At 66.8% G+C, this 23,471-nt stretch carries 15 protein-coding genes; 7 read left to right on the forward strand and 8 right to left on the reverse strand.

Features of this window, described 5'->3' with window-relative positions:
- Positions 1-21 precede the first annotated feature (21 nt).
- The 7 genes from GGQ93_RS16370 to GGQ93_RS00115 form a co-directional block, all read right to left on the reverse strand.
- Positions 22-3,225: a discoidin domain-containing protein gene (locus GGQ93_RS16370; protein ID WP_183214734.1), complete on the reverse strand. Its 3,204-nt coding sequence runs from the start codon at positions 3,223-3,225 to the stop codon at positions 22-24.
- Positions 3,226-3,377: 152 nt separating this feature from the next.
- Entirely contained in the window at positions 3,378-4,193 is an 816-nt protein-coding gene (locus GGQ93_RS00090) for a carbohydrate ABC transporter permease (RefSeq protein WP_183214736.1), read from the reverse strand.
- The gene (locus tag GGQ93_RS00095) at positions 4,190-5,122 is read right to left on the reverse strand and encodes a carbohydrate ABC transporter permease (protein ID WP_183214737.1); all 933 of its coding nucleotides are present in this window, start codon (positions 5,120-5,122) and stop codon (positions 4,190-4,192) included. The genes GGQ93_RS00090 and GGQ93_RS00095 overlap by 4 nt, the downstream gene beginning before the upstream one ends.
- The gene (locus GGQ93_RS00100) at positions 5,119-6,387 is read right to left on the reverse strand and encodes a sugar ABC transporter substrate-binding protein (protein ID WP_183214739.1); all 1,269 of its coding nucleotides are present in this window, start codon (positions 6,385-6,387) and stop codon (positions 5,119-5,121) included. Before GGQ93_RS00100 ends, GGQ93_RS00095 begins: the two co-directional genes overlap by 4 nt.
- The gene (locus tag GGQ93_RS00105) at positions 6,384-7,853 is read right to left on the reverse strand and encodes a glucoamylase family protein (RefSeq protein WP_183214741.1); all 1,470 of its coding nucleotides are present in this window, start codon (positions 7,851-7,853) and stop codon (positions 6,384-6,386) included. The genes GGQ93_RS00100 and GGQ93_RS00105 overlap by 4 nt, the downstream gene beginning before the upstream one ends.
- Positions 7,854-7,928: 75 nt before the next feature.
- Positions 7,929-10,931 (reverse strand): TonB-dependent receptor, encoded by a 3,003-nt coding sequence (locus tag GGQ93_RS00110; RefSeq protein ID WP_182713513.1) that lies wholly within the window; start codon positions 10,929-10,931, stop codon positions 7,929-7,931.
- Positions 10,932-10,959: 28 nt separating this feature from the next.
- Positions 10,960-12,045: a LacI family DNA-binding transcriptional regulator gene (locus GGQ93_RS00115; RefSeq protein WP_197273308.1), complete on the reverse strand. Its 1,086-nt coding sequence runs from the start codon at positions 12,043-12,045 to the stop codon at positions 10,960-10,962.
- Positions 12,046-12,350: 305 nt separating this feature from the next.
- On the opposite strand from GGQ93_RS00115, the gene GGQ93_RS00120 reads away from it, so the two are divergent.
- From GGQ93_RS00120 to GGQ93_RS00130, 3 genes are all read left to right on the forward strand, one after another.
- Positions 12,351-15,002, forward strand: a complete 2,652-nt coding sequence (locus GGQ93_RS00120; protein ID WP_183214742.1) for a TSCPD domain-containing protein — start codon at positions 12,351-12,353, stop codon at positions 15,000-15,002.
- A gap of 57 nt (positions 15,003-15,059) precedes the next feature.
- Positions 15,060-15,554 carry a pentapeptide repeat-containing protein gene (locus tag GGQ93_RS00125; RefSeq protein WP_183214743.1) on the forward strand — a complete coding sequence of 165 codons (495 nt, stop codon included), beginning with the start codon at positions 15,060-15,062 and terminating at the stop codon, positions 15,552-15,554.
- A gap of 81 nt (positions 15,555-15,635) precedes the next feature.
- Positions 15,636-16,529 (forward strand): pentapeptide repeat-containing protein, encoded by an 894-nt coding sequence (locus GGQ93_RS00130; protein WP_183214744.1) that lies wholly within the window; start codon positions 15,636-15,638, stop codon positions 16,527-16,529.
- A 74-nt stretch (positions 16,530-16,603) separates the two neighbouring features.
- Here the strand turns inward: GGQ93_RS00130 and aspS are convergent, their stop codons facing one another.
- Positions 16,604-18,436, reverse strand: a complete 1,833-nt coding sequence (aspS, locus tag GGQ93_RS00135) for an aspartate--tRNA ligase (protein ID WP_183214745.1) — start codon at positions 18,434-18,436, stop codon at positions 16,604-16,606.
- Between the two features lie 160 nt (positions 18,437-18,596).
- On the opposite strand from aspS, the gene GGQ93_RS00140 reads away from it, so the two are divergent.
- The 4 genes from GGQ93_RS00140 (at position 18,597) to GGQ93_RS00155 (ending at position 23,464) form a co-directional block, all read left to right on the forward strand.
- A complete protein-coding gene (locus GGQ93_RS00140; protein ID WP_183214746.1) occupies positions 18,597-18,884 on the forward strand; it encodes a YciI family protein in 288 nt (95 codons plus the stop codon).
- An 86-nt stretch (positions 18,885-18,970) separates the two neighbouring features.
- Positions 18,971-19,651: a P-loop NTPase family protein gene (locus GGQ93_RS00145; RefSeq protein WP_183214747.1), complete on the forward strand. Its 681-nt coding sequence runs from the start codon at positions 18,971-18,973 to the stop codon at positions 19,649-19,651.
- Positions 19,652-19,739: 88 nt separating this feature from the next.
- Positions 19,740-21,956, forward strand: a complete 2,217-nt coding sequence (locus GGQ93_RS00150) for an RNA degradosome polyphosphate kinase (RefSeq protein WP_183214748.1) — start codon at positions 19,740-19,742, stop codon at positions 21,954-21,956.
- Positions 21,956-23,464, forward strand: coding sequence for a Ppx/GppA phosphatase family protein (locus GGQ93_RS00155; protein WP_054766132.1), 1,509 nt, complete (start codon positions 21,956-21,958; stop codon positions 23,462-23,464). The genes GGQ93_RS00150 and GGQ93_RS00155 overlap by 1 nt, the downstream gene beginning before the upstream one ends.
- The last annotated feature ends 7 nt before the right edge of the window (positions 23,465-23,471 follow it).

Here is a 23,471-nt window from a genome sequence, read left to right on the forward strand (position 1 = left end):
TGGGAGAAGGAAGACCTTTCGTCAGCGCATCTCCACCCGTCGCGCGCCTGCCGGGATCGCCAGCTCGTCATCGGTCCATTGCGCGGCCCGCCCGTCGATGCGCACCCGCTCCGGCCGCCCCTCGCCCGCCGGCCATTGCAGCACATAGCCCCCCGGCGGCGTCGCGCCCTCGCCCAAGGTCAGCACATAGGCCGCCCCCTGTTTGCGATAGGCGTAGGTCAGCGCCCCATAGGCGGTGCGCAGGTCCTTCACCCCCACGCCCTCGGCCGTATCCAGCCAAACCTGAGGCACGCCCGCCGCCAGCACCAGGGCGTGGTCGCGGTCCCGCTCGTAGGCGAACAGGTCCAGAGCCGAGCGGATATAGTCGGAGCTGATCCAGGCGTGGGGCATGTCACCGATGAAGCGCGGCTCGCGCTTGTCGCGCCCCACCACCTCGGCCCAGCCGTTCCAGGCCTCGGGCCGGCGGTCGGCCATCAGGAAGTCCAGCACCGCCAGGGCCCGGTCCTTCTGACCCAGCCGCACATAGGCGCCGACCAGCCGCCATTCATAGGGGGTATAGTCCTTCCACGCCGTGCGATTGGTCAGCCGGTTCTGGAAATTTTCCCAATAGAGGTCGAAGGTTCTAGCCAGCAGTTCGGGTGGAAGATTATCCTTCTCGCCCGCCGGAGACAGGGCGATGGTGGTCGAGGTGGCGTCGAAATCGCCGCGGTCGGCGGCGCCCGCGATCCAGTCGATGTCGTGGTGTGCGGCCGTCGCGACGATGGAGGCGCGGATGTCGGCGGCGAACTGATCGCGAGCGGCGGCGTAGCGGGCGGCGGCCTCGGCGTCGCCCAGGGTCTGGGCGATGAAGACGGCGTCCTTGTAGCCCAGCAGGCCCCAGAAATCGTCCCAGTAGGAATAGGCTGCCTTGTCCGAATAGCCCTCGTGGCTGATCGTCGGGGGCAGCAGGCCGTACAGGTGGCGCTGGTCGGGGGCCTGGAAGGCGGCGGTGCGGGTGGAGGCGCGCAGTTCGTCCATATAGGTGATCGCCTTCTGCACCTGGGGCCAGACCTGACGCAGCAGGGCCTCGTCGCCGGTGTAGCGATAGGTCTCGGCGGCCAGGAAGACGAACTCGCCGTGGCTGTCGTTCTCGGGCACCGGATCGGCGCCCCGCGCATCGACGCAGCAAGGGACCTTGCCGTTGTCGAACACATAGGGGGCGTACCAGCGCAGATAGTCGGCGGAGTGCTCGGCCATGCCCAGCCGGTTCAGCCCCTCGGCCATCATGGCGCCGTCGCGGATCCAGGAACGGTTGTAGCTGCGGGTGCCGGGCTGCAGGATCGGCCCCTGACGCGACATCAACATATGGGCCAGCGACGACTTCAGCGCGTCCTCGATCCGCTGGGCGGCGGGCGGCAGGGTCAGGTCCACCCGGTCCAGCTTCTCGCGCCACTGCGCCGCCAGCGCCTGCTCGGCCTGATCCAGGGCGGCGACGCCCTGCCCGGCCTGCGACGGATCGCCCGCCAGCGGCGACAGGAAGCCGAAGGTGCGCGTCTCACCGGGCTGAAGCGTCACCTCGTACAGCAGGGCGCCGGCCGGCAGGTCCGTGGCGTCGGAGACGGCGACCGGCTCACCCACTGGGCGTCGCGCCGTAGGCAAAATCAATGATTGAGGATCGGCCCCGGCGTCGAAGCTCGAAGCCGCCACAGCGTCCGGCGCGGTCAGGGGCTGGACCCGGACGTCGTCGTTCAGCGTCAGGCTTGCGCCGTCCCAGGCGATCCGCTCGACCGGCGCCACCCCGCCCGGAATGGCCAGGAATTGCACCGGCCCATTCACCTGGAACGGCCGCGCCGTCAGGGCCAGGGTCAGGCTGCGCGGCCGGTTGGAGGTGTTGGTCAGGTCATAGCGGCCCCACAGCCGCGCCTGATCCGGCGCGCCGTCGGCGAAGCTGGTGATCTTCAGCGTCCAGTCGTCGGCGGTCCAGGTCACCGAGGGAATGGGCAAATCGCCGTCCTTCAGGCCCTGGTCGATATCGACGTCGGCCCAAGTGATCAGCCGGCCGTTATCGACCACGAAGGGTTCAATGCTGGGGCCTGCACGGCGCAGTTCGATGGCGCCGTCCTCGCCGATCAGACCGCTCTCCCCGCCCCCGTCCACGCCGACCAGGGTCCAGTAGGGCTGTTCGCCGAAGAAGCCTCGCGGATAGAGACCGCGTCGGTTCTCCCTGGCCACCGCCTCCACGAAGGCCGTAGCGTCCTCGCCGAAGGCCAGGGGTTCGACCTCGATCTCGTTCAGCGCATAGGTGGTCGCCTGCCCCGCGCCCAGCCGCTGGCCGGCGCCGGACGAGCCGACCACGTCCGAGGCGGGGACCGGCTTCAGCGGCTCCAGCCGCAGCCAGCGGGCGGTCGTCTCGGGCGTGCGCAGCCAGTCGACGCCGCCGTTGCCGCCCTTCACGGATGTCAGCTCGCGCCAGTCCCGTCCGTCCATCGACGCTGAAATCCTATAGTCCGCCGCCGCGCCCCGCTCGCCCCAGCGCAGGGTCAGGCCGCCGAATTCGCGCTCATAGCCCAGGTCGAGAGTCAGGGCCGACGGTTCGCCCACAGGCGGGGTCCAGGCGGTCTTCGGGTCCAGGTCGACGGCGTTGGCGGCCGTCGTCTGCGCCCGCCCATCGGCGGCGATCGGCTGGGGCGGCGCGAGGGGCTCGACCGGCAGGGCGCGCAGGCTCAGTTGATCGATCTCGACCGCGCCCTTGCCGCCCTCGGCCGCCACCACGACGAACTCGACCCGTTCGGCGCGGCGCAGCACCGTCTCCGGGCTGGGGCCCCAGGCCTTGGACACTTGGCGGCGCTTGATGACGAACTTCGTCCAGCCGTCAGGGAAGTCGTAGCGCGCCGTCTGTTTCCACCAGACGTTCTCGGCCGAGGCGTCGGTCAGCTTGACCTCGAAGGTGTTGGTCGGCCCGGCGCCGCGCACCCAGAAGCTGATCTCGTAATTGTCGGGCAGATCGACCGGCAGGGCGCGGCTGAGCACGGCGTAGCCGGCCTTGCCGTCGAAATCATAATCGAGCCGCACGGCGTGGCCGTCATGCCCCGCCACGGCGGAGACGGCGGCGTGGACGTCGGTCGAGGCGCTGGCCTGCCACCGCGAGGCGTCGTCCATGCTGTCGAGAACGCGCGTGTCCTGGGCGACGGCGGGGGCGGCCATCAGGGCGGCGCTGAGCGCGAGGGTGGAGGTCAGGATACGCATTGGATGACTCCAGCTTTCCCTCTCCGCGTCATCCTCGGGCTTGTCCCGAGGATCCAGACTCCCGGTATTGGACGGGGTGCATAGGGCGGCCGCACCGGGAGTCTGGATCCTCGCCACAAGGGCGAGGATGACGGCGTAGAGAGACGAGAAATTTACCCCTTCACGCTGCCCGCGAGCATGCCGCGGATGTAGTAGCGTTGCAGGGCGAGGAAGAGGATCAGCACAGGCGCGACCGTGACGACCGCGCCCGCCATCATCAGTTCGACATCCTGGACATGTTCGCGAGAGAGCGCCGCCAGGGCGACAGGCAGGGTGTAGTTCGACTGGTCCGTCAGGATGATCAACGGCCACAGGAAGTCGTTCCAGCTGCCCAGGAAGACGAACAGGCCCAGGGTAACGATGATCGGCTGCAGCGTCGGCAGGACGATGCGGCGGAAGATCTGGCCCTCGCCGGCGCCGTCGATCCGGGCCGCCTCCAGCATCTCGTCGGGAATGCTCAGCGCATATTGGCGCACCAGGAACAGGCCGAAGATCGAGGCCAGCCAGGGCACCAAGGCGCCGGCATAGGTGTTCACCAGCCCCATCCCCTTCAGCATCAGGAACAGCGGCAGGGTGCCGATCTGGGCCGGCACCACCAAGGCGGCGACCAGGAACTGGAACAACCGTTCGCGCCCGGTGAACTTCAGCTTGGCGAAGGCGTAGCCGGCCGGGACGGTGAAGCTGAGCGCCAGAAGCGTCGCCAGGGTCGCCAGGGCGAAACTGTTCCACAGATAGCGGCCCATGCCCTGGTTCAGGAACAGGTCCTGATAGTGCTCCAGCGTCCAGCGCGACGGGACTAGGGGCGGCGGGAAGGTCGCGGCCTCGCCGGTCGGCATGAAGCTGACCGACGCCATCCAGACCAGCGGGAACAGGACGATGAGGGCGATCAGGGCGACGGCGAGGTTGAGGAGGACGGCGCGGATTTTCACTGATACGCCCCCACCCGCTTGGCCACGGCCAGCTGCACCAGGGTGATCGCCAGGATGCACAGGAACAGGACGAAGGCGACGGCGCTGGCGGAGCCCAGGTTCCACCATTTGAAGCCTTCCTCGTACATGAAATACAGCACCGTCACCGTGCTCTGGGCCGGGCCGCCTTGGGTCATGACATAGGGTTCGGCGAACAGCTGGAAGAAGCTGGCGACCGAGATGATCGAGACCAGCAGCATGGTCGGGGCGATGGCCGGCAGGGTGACGTGGCGGAACTGTTTCCACGGCCCAGCGCCGTCGATGCGGGCGGCCTCGTACAGGTCGTCCGGCACGGTCTGAAGCACGGCCAGGAAGATCAGCATATTGTAGCCGAAGATCTTCCAGACCACGAACATCAGGATGGCGGGGATGGAGGTCGAGGGCTGGCCCAGCCAGTCGACGGCCGGCAGGCCGATGCTCTCCAGCCCCCAGTTGATGACGCCGTAGCGGGTGTGCAGCAGATAGCGCCAGACCACCGCCGTCGCGACCAGGGTGGTGACATAGGGGGCGAAGAACATGACCCGCCAGATCGGCCGCCACTTCACCACCCGCGCGTTCAGGATCACCGCCGCCGCCAGGGAGGCCGCGATGGACAGGGGCACGCCCAGGACGGCGAAGGTCAGGGTGTTCTTCATCGCCCCCCAGAACAGCGGATTGGTCATCAGCCGCTCGTAGTTCTGCAGACCGACGAAGCGCAGATTGTCGAGGTCCGCCAGGGCATAGATGTCGAAGTCGGTCAGGCTGAGCAGCAGGGCCGCGATCACCGGGAGGGCGAAGAACAGGCCGATGGCGATCATGGCCGGGGCGACAAAGGCCCAGGCGGCGCGTTCGCGGGCTGCGAGGCCACGTGAACGTTTGACGGCAGATATTGCGGGATCGGCGACGGTCATACGGCCCTGCCCTGCTCCATCATCCAGCGGCGCTTCTCCAGCAGCCGATCAGCACGGCGATCAATCTCGGCGGCGGCGGTCTCGGGCGTATATTCGCCGCGCACCATCCGTTCGGCGACGATCTGCATCTCGGTCACGATCCGCTCCCATTCCGGAACCTTGGGCACGGCCTTGGCGCGTTCCAGCTGGCCCCGGAAGGGCGCCAGCATAGGGTCGCGCTCGACCTGAGCGATGTCCCAGGCGCTTTTCCGCGCCGGCAGGTCGCCGACGATGGTGTTGAACCGGGCCTGGACCGCCGGTTCGGACAGATAGCGGACCAGGGCCCAGGCCGCCTCCTGATGCGGCGAAGACTGAAACACCGCCAGGCTGGAGCCGCCCGGCGCCGAGGCGCCGAGGCCGTTCGGCCCCGGCACGCCCGCCGTGGCCCAGCTGGACTGAAACGACGCCGGCAGACGGCTGCGGAAATCGCCCACGCTCCACGGGCCGGAGAAGTAGAAGCTGAAATAGCCGCGCGCGAACTCGGTCCAGACGTTGGATATCTGCGCCGCCGACGCCAGGGGCGCCAGGCCCTCGGCGAACAGGCTGCGATAGAAGGCCAGGGCCGAGATGAAGCCGGGGTTGGAGAAGTTGCCGCGCGTATTCCTGTCCCGCAACAAGGGCTCCTCGGTCTGAAGGCCGAAGGTCAAAAGCTGCTCGAACTCGTTCAACGGCAACAGGATGGCGTAGTTGTCGCCGCCCGCCACGCGCTTGATCCCGTGCATGGCCCGCTTCCACTCGCCCCAGTCCTGCGGCGGCGCGTCGAAGCCCGCGCGGGCCAGAAGGTCGGTGCGATAAAACAGCAGACGCGTGTCCACGTACCAGGGCGTGGTCATGGCCCGGCCGGCCACCTCATTGGTCTCCAGCACCGCCTCGAACTGATCGGTCAGCAGGTCGGCGGCGGCCGGCGGGGTCGGCGACAGGGCGCCGATGGCGGTCAGTTCCGACACCCAGGTGTTGCCGATCTGGCTGACGTCCGGAAGGGAGTCGCCGGCATAGGCGGTGAGCAGTTTCTCGTGCGCCGCGGTCCACGGCAGGGGCTGGACCGCGACGCGGACGCCGGGGTTGCGGCGCTCGAACTCGGGCATCAGCTGGCCCACCGTGCCGCCCTCATTGCCCATGGCCCAGAAGCGCAGCACCGTCTCGCCGTCACGACGCGGCGTGCAGGCCGCCGCCGCCCCGCCCGCCAGCAGCGCCAGGGCGCCCCGCCTGTGCGGGCCAGAGGTCATGCGTTCAGCCAGCCGCCGGTGAAGCCCGCTGTCTCCAGGGCCTTACGGATGTGCGGCTCGCCGCGCATGTAGCGCCAGATGAAGTCGGAACGATGGTTCTCGGTCATGCCGACGATGGGCCCCTGGTCGATGCCCAGATAGTCGTCAGCGACCCAGCCCATCCCGTCAATGATCTTGCCGTGCTGCAAGGGCCCGTCGCGCTGGGTCAGGGTCGGGTTGAAGCTGTCGAGGAAGCCCCACTCGGTATAGATCCCCGCGCCGAACCGGCTCTTCATCGCCTTGATGCAGGGCACGACGATCTCGGGCGCGAAGGCGATGGAGCTGGCCGCCGCCGTGGGGGCGATGGTGCCGTCGTCGCGGTCGCCGGGGCCGCGCGCCGAATAGCTGAAGAACTCGCGCTCGACCCCGTTGATCGTCTGTTTGAAATCGCCCGGCCCGTCGCAGGCCGTCAGGCCCCAGATTTCGGACGAATAGCCGGCCCACTGGCCCGGATTGTCGTGGCCGTATTTCTGCTGGGCATAGACGGCGCGGCGGCTGTTTTCGAAATAGTCCAGATACTCGCCCATCTGGGCCGACTGGCCCCGCATCCAGGCGTCCTGAATGCCGCGGAAGTCGACGTACATATGGCTGTACTGGTGGCCGAAGATCGGCGCGAAATTCAGGTGCCAACTGCCCCAGCGGTCGGTCCAGCTCTCGTCATAGCTGGCGGCCCATTCGTGCCAGACATTGACCGAGACCGGATGGGTCGGGCTGCCGATGGCCAGCAGCAGCACCAGCATGCCCTCGTTGTAGACGTGCCAGTCCGACGGGATGAAGCCGCTCTCCGGATGCCAGCCCATGGTGATCCGGTTGTCGCGCACGACGGCCCAGTCCCATTCGATCCGCTCGTACAGGGCCTGGACCCGGCTGCGAATCTCGACCTCATCGGGATGGTCGCCGTCGAAATAGCGTGCGGCGAACAGCATGCCTGCCATCAGCAGGGCCGTATCGACGGTCGACAGCTCATTGGTCCGGTAACGAAGACCGGTCTCCATATCGAGGAAATGATAGAAGAAGCCCTTGTGCCCCGCCGTGCCGGTCGGCTCCGGCCCCTGGGGCAGGCTGTGGAAATAGCGGACGGTGATCAGGGTCCGCTCGCGCGCCTCGTCCCGGCTCATCCAGCGGCGCTCGACGCCGATGGGCCAGCAGGTCAGGGCGAAACCGACCGCCGCAATAGAGCAGAAGGATTTGCTGGGCCAGCGATCCGGCGTCAGACCGGTGGCCCGATCGGTGACCTTTTCGAACCAGCGGAAGGTGCGCTCCTGAAGCTCATCGACCTCCCGATCCAGCCGCAGAGGCCGGCGCTGCGTGCCGTTGACCGCGCCTGTGACCGCCTGCTGCGCCGCCGCCTGGCCCGCGACCATGCCGCCGACCGCCAGGGCCGCCGCACCTGCCGTGGTTCGCATCAGGAAGTTTCGGCGGTTCATAGGCACGCTCACTGAATATCTGAAAAAAGAAGGCCGCCTTCCACGCAAGCGGAAGGCGGCCCAGGCTCAGGGTTGTTAGAAGGAGTAGCGCAGACCAACCTGGAAGCTGCGGGTCGGCGTGAAGACTCCGGTGCCAGCGCCGAAGCGCGGGCTGGTGTAGCTGCCTTCGAACGAGCTGTAGTTGGTGAAGTTGAACAGGTTGATGGCGTCAGCAATGAACTCCACTCGCTGTCCGCCAAACACTTCGAAGGCCTTCGTCAAGCGCAGATCCACTTGCCGATAGGCGAAGTTCAGGCCCGGCAGGAAGGCGCGCTTTTCGGGGTTCCCGGCATTCCAACAGATGTTGGGACCACCCGCCGGCGCGTCAGGGCAGTTGAAAACATTATACGGCAGGCCTGAACCCAAGGTCACGATGCCGGACAGCAGGAAATCGGCCGGCAGACCCAGGGTGCCCGAGGCGACGATGCGGTGCCGCTCGTCCGTCGCCGATCGATATTCCGGCGATTGGCTGGGGACATTGTAGTCGAAGTCGAAGGCCGCATATCCGTTGTCACGGCTGCCGTTCTGGGTCGCGTCCATATAGGTGTAGGCCAGATTGAAGCCCCAGCCGTCCTGAGCGTTGTACGGCTTATCAGCGGTCAAATAGATCGCTTTATAGTCGCGTTCCTTGTCCGTGTTCTGGAAGAAGATGGTGTTCCGGAACTGCGGGAAGCCGACCGAGGTGGGCGACGGTCCGTTGAAGCGACCACCCGTCTCGGTCAGGGCGTTGGCGATGTACCAAGCAGATTCACCCTCCGTATGACCGGCCGCGAATGTAAGGGCCGTCTGCCATTGGCCGAACTTCTGGCGCACGCCGATATTGAACTGATCGGTGCGCGGCGGTTCGAAGTTGTTCTTGACAAGGAAGACCTCTCCGGCGCCCGGCGACGCGGCCAGCAGCGGATCAAGGCCGGCCGGCGTCAGATAGGCGGGGTTCCAGGCTACCGTCTGCTGCCCCCCGACGAGGCCGCCGGTGTTGGAGAAGTAGATAGTCTTGTTGAACTGGAACGGCTTGAACCGTTCATCGAAGGCGAAGTTGAAGCCGATCCGGTCGTAATAGCGCCCTGCACCGCCGAACAGCACAGTGCGTTCGTCGCCGAAAACGTCATAGGAGAAGCCGAAGCGAGGCTGGAAGGCGTCCTTGAAAGCAGGACGATCACCGTCGGAAATATAGTCAGCCGGATTGAAGTAGGACGGGAAATCGTAGCTCGGCAGGTTCTGAATCGCCGCCAGCATGTTCCGAATGGAGTCCGGCGTCCGGTAGTCGTTGTTGACCGCGTTGTCCTCGTAGTCCCAGCGGATGCCTAGGTTCAGTTCCAGCTTGTCGGTGATCTGCCAGTCGTCCTGAATGTACAGTCCGATGACATTGTTGTCAGCGTCAGCGGGAGGAACGGCCACGCCGAGGTCAACAGAGACCGGAATGGTTCGGCTTCCGTTGATTTCAGGACGCGCCTCGATGTCGTAAGTGAAGGTCGGGTTGCGGCCGAAGTCCTTCTGCACGAAGTAATTCTGCATCGAATACTTCGCACCCATCTTGATGGTGTGGGTACCCATCCAGGACAGGTCGGGGATAGTCAGGTCGTTCCGGATCGTCGTGCTCTTCTGCTCCAGGAACTGAGAGTCCGCGCGACCGCCAGCCGTGAAGACCGTCGCCTCGCGGTTGTTGATGTTGTACTGGAAGCCGGGCGTCGTCGGACTGTCGTCCCGGAAGATGACATACCGGCGGCCGTAGTCGCCGCCGTTGATCACCGACTGCTCATAGCTGGACTGCAGGTAATCGATCGCGAACTCATTCAGGAAGCGATCGCCCTGGTATTGGTGACGCAGGTTGAACGCCTTGTTCTCACCGCTGTTGCGCGCCGCGCGGCTGGGGGCGTTCTGGCCGCTGGCCCCACGGATATCCTCTTCGGTCTTGTACTCGGCGCTGAGTTCCAGACGCTGCCGGTCGTTGATCTGCCACGACAGCTTGCCGAAGAAGATGTCCTGTTCATACGGCGTCGAGGTTGTGCCCAGATCGGCGGCGAAGAAGTCATTGTATTCCGTGCGGTTCAGGAAGGACTGCGAAATCCGGTCCTCATCCTTGCGCTCGTAGGCGCCGAAGAAGTGCAGACGATCCTGGATGATCGGGCCACCCAGGCTGGCGCCGTATTGCAGTCGCTTCAGCGGCGCCTTCTCGGCTCCACGACGTTCCGAAATCTCATCCTGAGCGATCCAGTCGGGATCCTGATAGAAGACGAAGGCGTCACCGTGGAACTCGTTCGTGCCAGAGCGGGTCACGGCCGTAATGATGGCCGAACCGGCCTGTTCATACTCAGCCTTGAAGTTTTGGCTGATGACGCGGAACTCCTGAACCGCGCCCTGCGGGAAAGGGGTGCCGCGGCTGTCGTCCTGACCAGCCACGCCGCCGTCGTTGATCAGGGATTTTCGGTTCTGACCGTCGATGAAGACGTTGATGGCCTGAGCCGTCTGACCACCGGCCGAAATGGTCCGCTCCGTATCGTCTTCGCGAACACGCAAGCCGGGGGCCAGGGCGGCGAAGTTCAGGAAGTTGCGGCTGATCTGCGGCAGGTTGTTGATCTGCTGCTGGGTCACATTGGTGGCGACTTCGGGCGTGCGGACTTCAAACACCCGACGGCCGGTCACGACGATGTCGCCCAGCTCGGTCGCGCCGCTGGTCGCGGGCGCGGTCGAAGCGGCGGCGACGTCCAGATTGAGCGTGCCGACCTGGCCCAGGGCCAGGGTGACCGTTTCTTCAGCCGTCTGGCCGTCCGCGCTGGTCACTTGAACGCGATAAGTGCCGGGACGGAGACCGGAAAAGACGTAGCGGCCGTCGGCGCCGACGCGGGCGCGCGCCACATAGCCGGTCGCCACTTCCGTGGCTGTGACTTGCGCGCCGGCTTCAGCGGTCGCGCCGTCGTAAACGGCGCCGCGGAGCGTAGTCGTTGCGTTTTGGGCGCTCGCCGCCCCAGCGAAACCGGCCGCGATGGCCAGAGCCGACGCGGCCGCCAAGGCGGTGCTGCGTGTATTGAACTTTCTCATCCTGTTTTCCCCTCCTGATGGGCCCGTTTCACAACGGCTGTGCGGTTGGATTGACGGTGGTCGACCCGGCGGTTTCAGCCGCCGCGGTGGATTGTCGTTCGACCAGGAGCGGCCGAACGATTTCGCAGGCGGAATCCGGCGCCCCGTTCGGGCCGGCCTGGACCAGGCCGATCAGGCGCTCCACGCCCCTTCGGCCCATTTCCGCAATATTCACTCTCAACGTGGTCAGGGTCGGCCGGACCAGGGCGGCCAGCGGCACGTCGTCGAATCCGATCACGGCCACGTCCTCAGGGCAGCGCACGCCCGCCTCCTGGAAGGCCAGCATGGCGCCCAGGGCCATCATGTCGTTGGCCGCGAACACCGCGTCGGGGCGCTGGTCCAGAGCCAGCAACCGGGTGGCGGCGCGATGCCCGGCCGCCTGGGTGAAATCGCCCTCGACGATGATCGGTTCTTGGTCGACCAGGGCGCTGGCGTAGCCCTCGGCGCGGATGTCCGCCTCCAGGTTTCCGGCCGCGCCCCGAATGTGGGCGATGCGGCGCCGGCCCGTCGCGCGCAGATGCTCGACCGCCGTGACGGCCGCCCCGTGATTGTCGATCGCGATGGAGGGGCGGCCCGCCTCGTCCAGGCCGCCGTTCATCAACACCACCGGCATGCGGCCCGCCACGTCGGCGGCCAGGTTGGCGGCGCGCAGATGGGGCGACAGGACGATCATTCCATCGACCCGACCGCGCATCGATCGCAGAGCGGCCAAGGTCTCCTCGGTATCGCCGTGGGAGCTGGATACGATCAGATGTTTGCCGTGCGCGCGCGCGGCTAAATCCATGCCGCGGATCAGCTCGGAGAAGAACTCGCCGTACAGGTCCGGCAGGATGACGCCGATCGTGTCGGTGCGGCTGGTCGACAGGCTGCGGGCGCCGACGTGAGGCACATACCGGAGATATTCGACCGCATCGAGCACCCGACGCCGGGTCGATTCCGTGATGGCGTCAGAGCCGTTAAGCACGCGCGACACTGAGGCGACGGACACCTGCGCCCGCTCCGCCACGTCACGGATCGTGGCGGCCTTGGCGGCCGGCGCATGTCCGTTAACGGCTGACGGGGTGGAGACGTCCACGGTTTCCTCTCTGAGCGTTCATCGTGCCGGCCCACTTATCGAAGGTCCGTCGATAACAAATGTAATCGGTTACATGACACAGGAGGCTCAGTCACCGCAAGCGGCGAGATGTCGCCCCTTCTCGATTTCTCCTCCCCCGACGGGTGTTCCCGTCCAGGCTTCGGCCGCCACCGCCCCTGGGTGCGATCCCTGGGGTCGGGCGGCATGATCCACCGCGAATTCAGCGGTTGATAACGACTACATCTAGTAGCGCGGGTCATCGCGACACCGTAATCTGGCGCCAGCTCTAAGGGGAGATGCGGTTTATGCGCTTTCAATCCGGCTTCGTCGCTCGCGCCGTGCGGGTCGCGATGGAGACCCGCGCCATAGAGCGCCCCTTCCTGGTCCAGGAGGTTCTGGCGCCCGCCGGCTGGTCCGACGCCCGGATCGAAGCCTGGCTGGACTGGGGCGATTCGCTCTCGCCCCCGCCGTCCGTCGCAGGCGGCTGGCTGAACGGCGCGCCGGACGCCTGGGCTGGGCGTTTGGCGGCCAAGGGATTGGCCGAGGGCGTCTTTGCCGACACCAAGGCGGCGGGCGCCTTTGCGGCGGAGCTGGCGGCTACGATGCAGCTCGGCCTGGCGACCCCGGTGGGACACGCGGCAACGGCCGGCGTCGTCGACCTCGCCGATCCATCCGCCGCCGCCCGGCTTTCCGCCCACAGGGCCGATCGGACGACCCAGCGGCTGGCGCGACAAGCAGCGGAGGCCCTGACCGACGCCCTCTGCGCCGTCGCCGACGCGGTCGATCGTTGCGAGGGGGCCCGGGGGGATTGCGCCGACCCGATGCGAAATCCCGCGCTGGGCCGCGCCGCCGCCGCAGCCCGGGGCCGCGGGGCGACCGACGCCGACATCCTGCGCGCCGTCGACGGTGAGCGTCCCAGTCTGACGCTTCGCCCCTTGGCGGACGGCGCCCAGCTGGTGGTCCTGGCCGATCGGACCCAGACCGCCGCCGGCTCCCCTGAAGTTCTGGCCGCTGCAGAGGCCGCCCTGGACGGCGGCCTGGTCGTCGCCTTCGACCCGAGGGACGCTGAGGTTCTGGCCGAACCCGCCGCCAATCGGGTGCTGATCGACCTGGCTGCGGTCGCGGCCCTTAGCGATGGAACGTTCGATCTTCTGCCCGATCTGGTTCGTCTGTGGGTGACGGCCCTGGACCTCCAATCGGACGACGCCGTGCTCGCCCTGGGACTGGAGGGGCTTTTGGACGCCCTGGCGCCGCTCGACGGCGATCCCGCCGCCCGCGCCGAGGCCTTGGGCGCCCTGACGGCGTCGGTCGCAGCCCAAACCTCGGTCGAGCTGGCGCGGCTGCGCAGTCCCTGTGGCGAGTGGGAGGGTTTGAAGGCCCAAATCATCGACGTCGAAAAGGCGCGCCGCGACCGGCTGTCCGCCAATTCCTTCCCCCTCGCCGCCCAGGCGATCGAGATTCTGGATCGGACGTCCGGTCCCCGCCGCCACATCGCCTTGGGTCTGTTCGTCGATGACGCCGAGGCCCGCCTGCGTCTCGGCCGGGGCGCGCCCGCCGTCGTCGATCTATTCGAGACCGCAGACGGTGGGATCGGTCGCCGACTGGCCCCGGCCCTGGCCGCCGCCCTGGTCCGCAGCGGAGGGGACGTCCAGGCGGCCGAGCGTCGCCTGTTCGGCCGACGCACCCTGGTCGAGGCGCCGGGCGTGGATCATTCCGCGCTCCGCGCCTTCGGCTTCACCGATGTGGAACTGGCCGCCGTGGAACAGGCTCTGGGTGCTGCGGAAAGCTTCGACGCCGTCTTCACCGCACCCGTCCTCGACCCCGGCTTCATCCGCGACGTTCTGGGACTGGAAGACGGCGACGGCCCCTTGTTGAACCTGCTGGGGGTGCCCGAAGAGGCTGAGGCCGCTGCGGCTCAATGGGTGTTCGGCCATGGTCATCTGAGGGATTGGGAGGGCGCGCCGACCGACCTCGCAGCCCTTCTCGCCGATCCCGCCGGCTTCGAGGGTCGCCTGCGTCTGGCGCTCGAACCCTTCAGCGACGCCCCGGACATCGCCCTTGAAACCCTCGACTGGCGCGCCACCGCCGCCCAGGCCGCGCGCACGCTCAGCCAGGCGGCGGATCACGGACGGCGCGCCATCCGCCTGAACCGCGCCGCGCCTCCCCCCGGCCCTCTGCTGACCCTGCCCAAGACCGACCCTGCGCCGCGCTTCGAAGCCGCACCCCAGACCGCCGCCGCACCCGCCCCCAAGGAGCGGATCATCGAACGGGTGGTGGAACGCGAACGCGCCCGCCGCAAACTGCCCGACCGTCGCAAGGGCTATATCCAGAAGGCGGCCGTAGGCGGCCACAAGGTCTATATCCACACCGGAGAATATGAAGACGGCGAACTGGGCGAGATCTTCATCGACATGCACAAGGAAGGCGCCGCCTTCCGCAGCCTGATGAACAACTTCGCCATCGCCATCTCTATCGGCCTGCAATACGGCGTGCCGCTGGACGAGTTCGTGGACGCCTTCGTCTTCACCCGCTTCGAGCCGGCGGGACGGGTCACCGGCAATGATTCCATCCGTTCGGCGACCTCGATCCTCGACTACATCTTCCGCGAACTGGGCGTCTCCTATCTGAGCCGCCAGGAGTTGGCCAACGCCCAGGCGGATCACACCCAGGCCGAGGGCCAAAACTGGGGCGAACTGGGCGATGGAAAGCCCAAGGACGGCGAGGCCGTCCCCGCCGCACGCTTTATATCCAAGGGGTTCGCGCGCGGCTCGGCGCCGGACAATCTGGTCGTCGTGCCCTTCGGCCGCAAGCTGGAGACGGAGCCTCGGCCAGGCGGCGAGACAGAGGCGGCGGCCTGTCCCTCCTGCGGGGACTTCAGCCTGCAACAACGCGGCGCCGGCTGGACCTGCGACACCTGCGGCGCGGCGCCGGCCCTGCAAGGCGGGGATCAGGGCTAAGTTAACGGGTCGCCCCTAGGCTCAGGATCAATGCGACGCCTTCGCCGGAGCGACCCCATGTCCCGCCTGACCGCCCTTTCCCTCGCCGCCGCCCTTCTCGCGACCCTGGCCGTCCCCGCCTCGGCCCAGAACGCCGGTCAGATCGCCTCGGTGCGTCGGGGCGCTTCCTGCGCGGGCTGCAACCTTTTTCAGGGCGACTTTTCCGGGCTTGAGGCGCGGGGCCTGAACCTGACGCGATCGCGTTTGCGGCAGGCGGACCTGAGCCTGAGCGTGATGAACCGCACCCGCTTCTCCAACGCCGATCTGCGCGACGTGGACGCCTATGGCGGGGTCTTTTCCGGCTCCAGCTTTTCAGGCGCGAACCTGACCAACGCCAGTTTCGTCGGCGCCTATCTGCAAGGGGCGAACTTCGCAGGGGCCACGCTCCAGGGAACCAATATCTCCGGCGCCGATCTGTCGCGCGCCTCAGGTCTGACGCAGAGCCAGCTCAATCGAGCCTGCGGCGACGGCTCCACCGTCCTGCCGCACGGCCTGCGTATTCCGGCCTGCTGAAGGCCGCCAATCTTGCCGGCATTTAACGAAATTACCTCGATTTAAGTAGGTCCGGTCACGGTTTCAGGGCATTCAGGCGGTGTGAAACAGATCATCCGCCCTACCCTTTCGGTCCTTTTGCCCGCCCTGGCTGCGGCGAGCGGCCTTCTGCTGGCGCCGTCCGCCTTCGCCGGCGTCGAGATGACGGTGCAAGATCGCGACGTGGCCCGGTCAGTCTCGCTCGGCGGATCCTGCAATCGCTGCGAGCTGTCGGGGCGCAATCTTTCCGGTGCGACCTTCACCGGCGCCAGCTTCATGAACGCCACCCTGGTCGGGGCCAATCTGCGTGGCGCGGAAATGGTGGGGTCGAACTTCACGGGCAGCGACTTCAGCCGCGCCAATCTGACCGGAGTCGAGATCGTCGGCGCCGACTTCACCTCCACCAGCTTCGCAAACGCCGTCCTGACGGGAGCAGAGGCCCAGGGCGCCTCCTTCGTGCGCGCCAACCTTTCCCGCGCCAACCTTTCCGGAGGCGAGTTGCACGGGGTCAATTTCAACGGCGCCACCCTGATCGAGGCCGACTTTTCGGGCAGCGAGCTATTCGGCGCGACCCTGGCCAATGTCCGCGCCGCCGGGGCCGATTTCAGCGATGCCGAGATCAACGCCTCCAACCTGACCCACGGGGACTTCACCGGCGCCTCCTTCCGGGATTCCAGCCTGGACGGCGCGCGGCTGACCGGCGGCGTCTTTAGCCGGGCCGACTTCAGAGACGCCTCCCTGCGGCGCACCGATATTCGAGGCGCAGATTTGTCCGGCGCGCGCAATCTGACCCAGGATCAGGTGCGGGAAGCCTGCGGCGATGGATCGACCCGCCTTCCCGGCCGTCTGACGGCCCAGGCCTGCCGCGGCGCAATCCGCGTCATCCGCGCCGTTCCCGCGCCGCCGACGCCGCCCGCGCCGCCGCGCGTCCGCAACTTCGTGACTGCAGAGCGCTGACGCCCTGCTGAATGCGGTCGAATCGAAAAGGGCGCGCCTTTCGGCGCGCCCTTTCTTTCGCTCAGTCAGGCCGATCAGACCTTGATCGGCGGGGCCGTGCGGATGTGCAGCTCCTTCAGCTGGCGATCCTGCACCGAGGCCGGGGCGCTCATCAGCAGGTCTTCGCCTTGCTGGTTCAGCGGGAAGGCGATTACCTCGCGGATGGCCTGCTGACCGGCCAGCAGCATGACGATCCGGTCGATGCCGGGCGCCAGGCCGCCGTGCGGCGGGGCGCCGAAGCGGAAGGCGTTCAGCATGCCGCCGAACTGCTCTTCGACCACCGAGGCGTCGTAGCCGGCGATCTCGAAGGCCTTCAGCATGATCTCGGCCTTGTGGTTCCGGATCGCGCCCGAGCACAGCTCATAGCCGTTGCAGACGATGTCGTACTGATAGGCGCGGATGGTCAGCGGATCCTGGGTCTCCAGGGCCTCCAGCCCGCCCTGAGGCATCGAGAAGGGGTTGTGGCTGAAGTCGACCTTCTTCTCTTCTTCCGACCATTCGAACATGGGGAAGTCGACGATCCAGCAGAACTTGAACTGGTTCTCGTCGACCAGCTTCAGCTCCGTCCCCACGCGGGTGCGGGCCAGACCGGCGAACTTGGCGAAGACCGACGGCAGGCCGGCGACGAAGAAGGCGGCGTCGCCCTGGCCCAGGCCCAGGGACTTCATCAGGGCCTCAGTCGGCCCCTGGCCCAGGTTTTTGGCGATGGGGCCGCCCCAGGCGCCCTGGTCGTCGGACCAGAAGATATAGCCCAGGCCCGGCTGGCCCTCGCCCTGGGCCCAGGAGTTCATGCGGTCGCAGAAGGCGCGCGATCCGCCGGTCGGGGCCGGAATGGCCCAGACGGCGTTCTTCTCGTCCGCGCCCAGGATCTTGGCGAACAGGCCGAAGCCCCCGTCGCGGAAGTGGTCAGACACCACCTGCATCTTGATCGGGTTGCGCAGGTCCGGCTTGTCCGAGCCGTACCAGGCCATCGACTGGGCGTAGGTCAGGCGTTCGAAGCCCTTGTGTTCGAAGCTCTGACCGAAGTCGTTGGTGAAGCTGTGGGTCTGATCGATGGGCGAGACCGGCTTGCCCTCGCCGAACTCTTCGAAGACGCCGTGCATGACGGGTTCGATGGCGGCGAAGACGTCTTCCTGGGTCACGAAGCTCATTTCGATGTCGAGCTGGTAGAACTCCAGCGACCGGTCGGCGCGCAGGTCTTCATCGCGGAAACAGGGCGCGATCTGGAAATAGCGGTCGAAGCCCGAGACCATCAGCAGCTGCTTGAACTGCTGGGGCGCCTGCGGCAGGGCGTAGAACTTCTCGGGGTGCAGGCGGCTGGGCACCAGGAAGTCGCGCGCGCCCTCGGGCGACGAGGCCGTCAGGATCGGCGTCTGATATTCCAGGAAGCCCTGGTCGAACATGCGGTTGCGGATCGACTGGATCACGCGCGAGCGCAGCACGATGTTCTTGTGCAGGGTCTCGCGCCGCAGGTCGAGATAGCGGTGCTTGAGGCGGATCTCCTCAGGGTACTCCGGCTCGCCGAAGACCGGCAGCGGCAGTTCGGCGGCTTCCGACAGGACCTCGACGCCTTGGACCCGAACCTCGATCTCGCCGGTCGGCAGGTTCGGATTGATGACGGCGGCGTCGCGGGCGATCACTTCGCCGTCCACCCGGATCACGCTCTCGGCGCGCAGACGCTCCACGGCGGCGAAGCCCGGCGTCTCGGGGTGCAGCACCAGCTGGGTCAGGCCATAGTGGTCGCGCAGGTCGATGAACAGCAGACCGCCGTGGTCGCGCTTCCGATGAACCCAGCCGGACAGGCGGACGGCGGAACCGGCGTCGGAGGCGCGCAGGGCGCCGCAGGTATGGGAGCGGTAGGCGTGCATGAACAGACCGTCTGGAAATCTGGCGGTGGAATCTGACGCCTTCGGCGCCTGAAATCGAAGCGGCGTAGGGCGCATCATCGCCCCGGAAAGTCAAGGTTTCAGCCGTTGCAAACCCCGCTCCGGCGCGCAATAGCGGCTCCAGTCAAAGCTGAAGGCCCTCATGTTCATCGTCACCATCACCTATACCCAGCCTATCGAAGCCATCGAGGCCAGGACAGCCGAACACCGCGCCTGGCTGGATCAGCACGTCGCCAGCGGCCTGATCCTCGCCGCCGGCCCGATGGTTCCTCGCACCGGCGGCATTCTCGTCGTCCGTGGCGGCGGAACGAAGGAGGCGCTGGAAACCCTGCTGAAGGACGATCCTTTCCAGGTCCACGGCCTGGCCGATTACAAGGTGACCGAGTTCAAGGCGGGCAAGCTGAACCCCGCCCTGGCCGATTTCGCCTGAAACGCTCCACAGGGTCTGACGTCCCTCCCCATTACCAACAGGCCCGCTCTGACACAGGCCGACCGGGCCTCTGCTATGACAGAACCATGTCCGCGCCGAGCGCCCTTAGCCCAAAGCCCGCCGAACAGCTGCGTCTGCCGCTGGAACGCGCCGTGGGCGACGCCTTCGTCGTCTCGGACAGCAACGCCGAGGCGGTGCGGGTGCTGGCGGCCTGGCCGGACGGCGTGGGTTCTGTCCTGGCGCTCTATGGACCGGCGGGAGCCGGCAAGAGCCGTTTGGCCGCCGACTGGGCCGAACGGGTCGGCGCCCTGCCCCTGCACGGCGTGGAAGCGGCTCTGATCGACCCCCTGGAGCTGGAAGGCCGCCCCGTCCTGCTGGATTCGGCCTCTGATGCGGATGATGAAAGCCTGTTTCATCTGATCAATCTGGCGAACCTCTCCGGCGGCGCCCTCCTGCTGGTGGATCGGGCGGCCCCGCGGCGATGGCGAGCAGCCCTGCCCGACCTGCGCTCGCGTCTGGATGCGGTGCGGGCCGTGGCCGTCGAGGCGCCGGATGACAAGGTGCTGTCGGCCATTCTTCGCGCCCGCTTCGCAGAGCGCAGCATCGCCCCCGCCGACGACGTCATCGACTATCTGGTGCGACGCCTAGACCGTTCGGCGGACATGGCCGTGCAGGTGGTGGATCGGCTGGACGCCCTGCATCGCCCGGTGACCCGCCCCCTGGCCCGCGAGGTTCTGGACCAGCTCGGCGACGCAGACGCCGCCTGAAGCGCCCCCTCCCTACGATCTTACCCGCCCCTGCAAATTTCCGGCTCGTCCGCTTGCGGCCGTCACAGTCGCGCGCGACAACCGGCGCATGACCGACGCTGCGATTCAAGACGACACCCGGGGCGAGGAAGTTCCAGCCTCCCGCGCGCCTCAGCTGGCCCTGAACGAAGATCTGATGATCTCGCCGTCGCGCTTCTTCAATCGCGAGATTTCCTGGCTGGCCTTCAACGAACGCGTGTTGGAAGAGGCGGCCAATCCGAACCATCCGCTGCTGGAGCGGCTGCGGTTCGTCTCGATCTCGGCGAACAATCTCGACGAGTTCTTCATGACGCGCGTCGCAGGCCTGAAGGGCCAGTTGCGCGAGCGACTCAGAATCCTGTCCGCGGACGGTCTGACCCCGGCCGAACAGCTGGAGCGCATCAATATCGCAGCGGGCCAGTTGATGGCCGAACAACAGGTCCGCTGGCGTCAGCTGAAGAAGGAGTTGGCTGCGGCGGGGATCGAGGTGGTCGATCGCAACCGCCTGACCAAGACCGAAAGGGAGCGGCTGGAGCCCGAGTTCCTGAACCAGCTGTTCGCCGTTCTGACGCCTCTCGCCATTGATCCGGCCCACCCCTTCCCCTTCCTGCCCAACCTCGGCTTTTCCCTGGCGCTGAAGCTGAAGCGCAAGGGCGAGACCAAGACCTTCTACGCCCTGGTGCCGGTGCCGACCCAGGTGCGCCGCTTCTGGGAGTTGCCGACAGACGGTCGCTCGGCGCCGGGTCGCAAGCGGTTCATCACCCTCGAGAACGTGCTTCTGCTGTTCATCAACCACCTCTTCCCCGGCTGTGAGGTCTTGGAAAAGGGCCTGCTCCGTCTGATCCGCGACAGCGACATCGAGATCGAGGAAGAGGCTGAAGACCTGGTGCTGGAGTTCGAGGAGGCCTTGAAGCAGCGGCGCCTCGGCTCGGTGGTGCGCGTAAAGATCGAGGCCTCCATGCCCGCCGATCTGCGCGACTTCATCATCGGCGAGTTGGAGGCGACGCCCCAGGACGTGGTGCTGGTGGACGGCATGCTGGGCCTGGCTCAGCTGTCGGACCTGATACCCGGCGGCCATCCCGATCTGAAGTTCAAGGGCTATGAGCCCCGCTATCCGGAACGGGTTCGGGACAATGGGGGCGACATCTTCGCCGCCGTCCGAGAAAAGGACATGCTGATTCACCACCCGTTCGAGAGCTTCGACGTGGTGGTGCAGTTCCTGCGTCAGGCGGCGCGTGACCCGAACGTCATCGCCATCAAACAGACCCTGTACCGCACCTCCAAGGACAGCCCCATCGTCGCCGCCCTGATCGAGGCGGCCGAGAACGGCAAGAACGTCACCGCCCTGGTCGAGCTGAAGGCCCGTTTCGACGAAGAAGCCAACCTGCGCTGGGCGCGAGCGATGGAGCGGGCCGGCGTCCACGTCGTCTTCGGCTTTGTCGAATACAAGACCCACGCCAAGCTGAGCGTCGTGGTGCGACGTGAAGGGGACGGCCTGCGAACCTATTGTCACTACGGCACCGGCAACTATCACCCGGTCACGGCCAAGGTTTACACCGATCTGTCCCTTTTCAGCTGTGATCCGGCTCTGGCGCGCGACGCCAGCCGGGTGTTCAACTACATCACCGGCTACGCCACCCCGGACGAGTTGGAGGCGTTGATCGTCTCCCCGCTCAACATGAAGGCCAAGCTGATCGAACTGATCGGCAAGGAGATGTCGGCCGCCGCCATGGGCAAGCCGGCGGCCATCTGGGTGAAGCTGAACGCCCTGGTCGATCCCGAGATCATCGACGCCCTGTATCGGGCCAGCCAATGGGGCGTGCGTATCGACCTAGTGGTGCGCGGTATCTGTTGCCTGCGTCCCGGGGTGCCGGGCCTGTCGGAGAACATCCGGGTCAAGTCCATCGTCGGCCGCTTCCTGGAACACAGCCGGATCGTCTGTTTCGCCAACGGCAAGGATCTGCCGCACGACAAGGCCAAGGTCTTCATCTCGTCAGCCGACTGGATGACGCGGAACCTGAATCGACGGGTGGAGGTGATGACCCCCATCCTCAACGCCACCGTCCATGATCAGGTGCTGGATCAAATCATGGTCGCCAATCTGAAGGATGATGCGCAAAGCTGGGTCTTGGACGCCGACGGGCGCTATACGCGCGTTTCCCCCGCCGATCCGGAACGCCCCTTCTCCGCCCATGATTACTTCATGACCAATCCCAGCCTGTCGGGCCGCGGCCGGAAGGTGAAGACCTTGCCGGCCGTCCTCCGCTACGAGCGCCCCGGCCGTTGATGGGTGACATCGCCCCAGCCGGCCGCGACATCGCCGCCATCGACATCGGCTCCAACTCGGTTCGCCTGGTCCTGTACCATCTGGAAGGCCGCGCCGTTTGGACGGTCTTCAACGAAAAGGTTCTGGCGGGCCTTGGCCGCGACCTACCCGTCACCGGCCGGCTGTCGCCCGAGGGCGTCGCCATGGCCCTGACGGCGCTTCGCCGTTTCGCCGCCGTTCTGGAAGGCGTGCGCCCGGACGCGACCCTGATCGCCGCCACAGCTGCGGTGCGAGAAGCCGAAGACGGGCCTGACTTCTGCCAGAGGGTGGCGGCGGAGACCGGGCTGAACATTCGCGTATTGAGCGGCGAGGAAGAAGCGAAGTACGCCGCCATGGGCGTGCTGGCGGGCGCCCCGACGGCCCAAGGCGTTTCGGCCGACATGGGCGGCTCCAGCCTGGAGCTGACTCAGTTGAAGGGTCTGAAGGCTCTGAAATGGACTCGAGGACAGGGCCTGACCCTGCCGCTCGGGCCCTTCGCCCTGGCCGAGGGAAGCGGTTTTGACGCTGAACGGATCAGGGGCCGCATCGACCAGAAGCTGAAGCCGGTCGCTTCACGTTTCCGAACGGACCGGCTCTACGCCGTCGGCGGCGCTTGGCGCACCCTGGCCCAGGTTCACATGGGGCTGAAATCCTATCCGCTGAAGGTGGTGCATCAATATCAGATGTCGGCGAACGAGGCGTTGGAGACCGCGCGGCTGGTGTCCCGACAATCCGCCGTCAGCCTGGCCAAACTGCCCGGCGTCTCGAAAACCCGCGCAGAAACCCTGCCCTACGCCGGACTGGTGCTGGAGGGGTTGATCAATCATCTGGGCCTCAAACACATTGAAATGTCGGCCTGGGGCGTGCGTGAGGGCCTCCTGTTCGAAACCCTGGACAAGGCCACCCGGACGGCTGATCCTCTTCTCGCCGGCTGCGCGGCCCTGGGCGGTCGTCAAGGAGTGGCGCCCGCCCTGCCGGGCGCTCTGAAAGGATGGATCGCCGACATCGTCGCAGCCCTCCCCTCCGTCTTTGGAGCCAAGCGCGACGACGTGCTGGTGGCGGCCGCCTGCCGGCTGGCGGATCTGGGCGCGCGGCTGCACCCTGATCACCGCTTGGAGTTGGTCTTCGACCAGGTGCTGCGCGCGCCCGTGGCGGGGATCAGCCACGACGAACGCGCCTTTCTGGCCAGCGCCCTGAACGCCCGCTACGGCGGCGGTGCAGCCACGCCCCAGCCCGAGGTCATCGACCGGCTGCTGGACGCCGTCGCCGCCAGACGCGCCCGCGCCCTGGGGCTGGCCATCCGTCTGGCCTGCGATCTGTCCGGCCGCTCGCCGCAACTTCTCGCCAACGCCACGGCGCGTGTGAAGGGCGGAGAGCTTCGGCTGACGGCGACGGAAGGTTATGCCGACGTTCTGCTGGGCGAACAGACGCGCAAACGCGCCAAGGCTCTGGCCGAGGCGATGGACCTGGGCCTGAAGATCCAGACCTAGAGGATCG

It is taken from the genome of Brevundimonas aurantiaca, from assembly GCF_014199955.1.
GTDB lineage: Bacteria > Pseudomonadota > Alphaproteobacteria > Caulobacterales > Caulobacteraceae > Brevundimonas > Brevundimonas aurantiaca.

What these genes read in the sequence shown, in the direction of transcription:
- GGQ93_RS00105 (WP_183214741.1), bottom strand. Translation starts at nt 7,853, where the DNA reads ATGAACCGCCGAAACTTCCTGATGCGAACCACGGCAGGTGCGGCGGCC.
- GGQ93_RS00155 (WP_054766132.1), top strand. Translation starts at nt 21,956, where the DNA reads ATGGGTGACATCGCCCCAGCCGGCCGCGACATCGCCGCCATCGACATC.
- aspS (WP_183214745.1), bottom strand. Translation starts at nt 18,436, where the DNA reads ATGCACGCCTACCGCTCCCATACCTGCGGCGCCCTGCGCGCCTCCGAC.
- GGQ93_RS00100 (WP_183214739.1), bottom strand. Translation starts at nt 6,387, where the DNA reads ATGACCTCTGGCCCGCACAGGCGGGGCGCCCTGGCGCTGCTGGCGGGC.
- GGQ93_RS00120 (WP_183214742.1), top strand. Translation starts at nt 12,351, where the DNA reads ATGCGCTTTCAATCCGGCTTCGTCGCTCGCGCCGTGCGGGTCGCGATG.
- GGQ93_RS00150 (WP_183214748.1), top strand. Translation starts at nt 19,740, where the DNA reads ATGACCGACGCTGCGATTCAAGACGACACCCGGGGCGAGGAAGTTCCA.
- GGQ93_RS00140 (WP_183214746.1), top strand. Translation starts at nt 18,597, where the DNA reads ATGTTCATCGTCACCATCACCTATACCCAGCCTATCGAAGCCATCGAG.
- GGQ93_RS00125 (WP_183214743.1), top strand. Translation starts at nt 15,060, where the DNA reads ATGTCCCGCCTGACCGCCCTTTCCCTCGCCGCCGCCCTTCTCGCGACC.
- GGQ93_RS16370 (WP_183214734.1), bottom strand. Translation starts at nt 3,225, where the DNA reads ATGCGTATCCTGACCTCCACCCTCGCGCTCAGCGCCGCCCTGATGGCC.
- GGQ93_RS00095 (WP_183214737.1), bottom strand. Translation starts at nt 5,122, where the DNA reads ATGACCGTCGCCGATCCCGCAATATCTGCCGTCAAACGTTCACGTGGC.
- GGQ93_RS00110 (WP_182713513.1), bottom strand. Translation starts at nt 10,931, where the DNA reads ATGAGAAAGTTCAATACACGCAGCACCGCCTTGGCGGCCGCGTCGGCT.
- GGQ93_RS00145 (WP_183214747.1), top strand. Translation starts at nt 18,971, where the DNA reads ATGTCCGCGCCGAGCGCCCTTAGCCCAAAGCCCGCCGAACAGCTGCGT.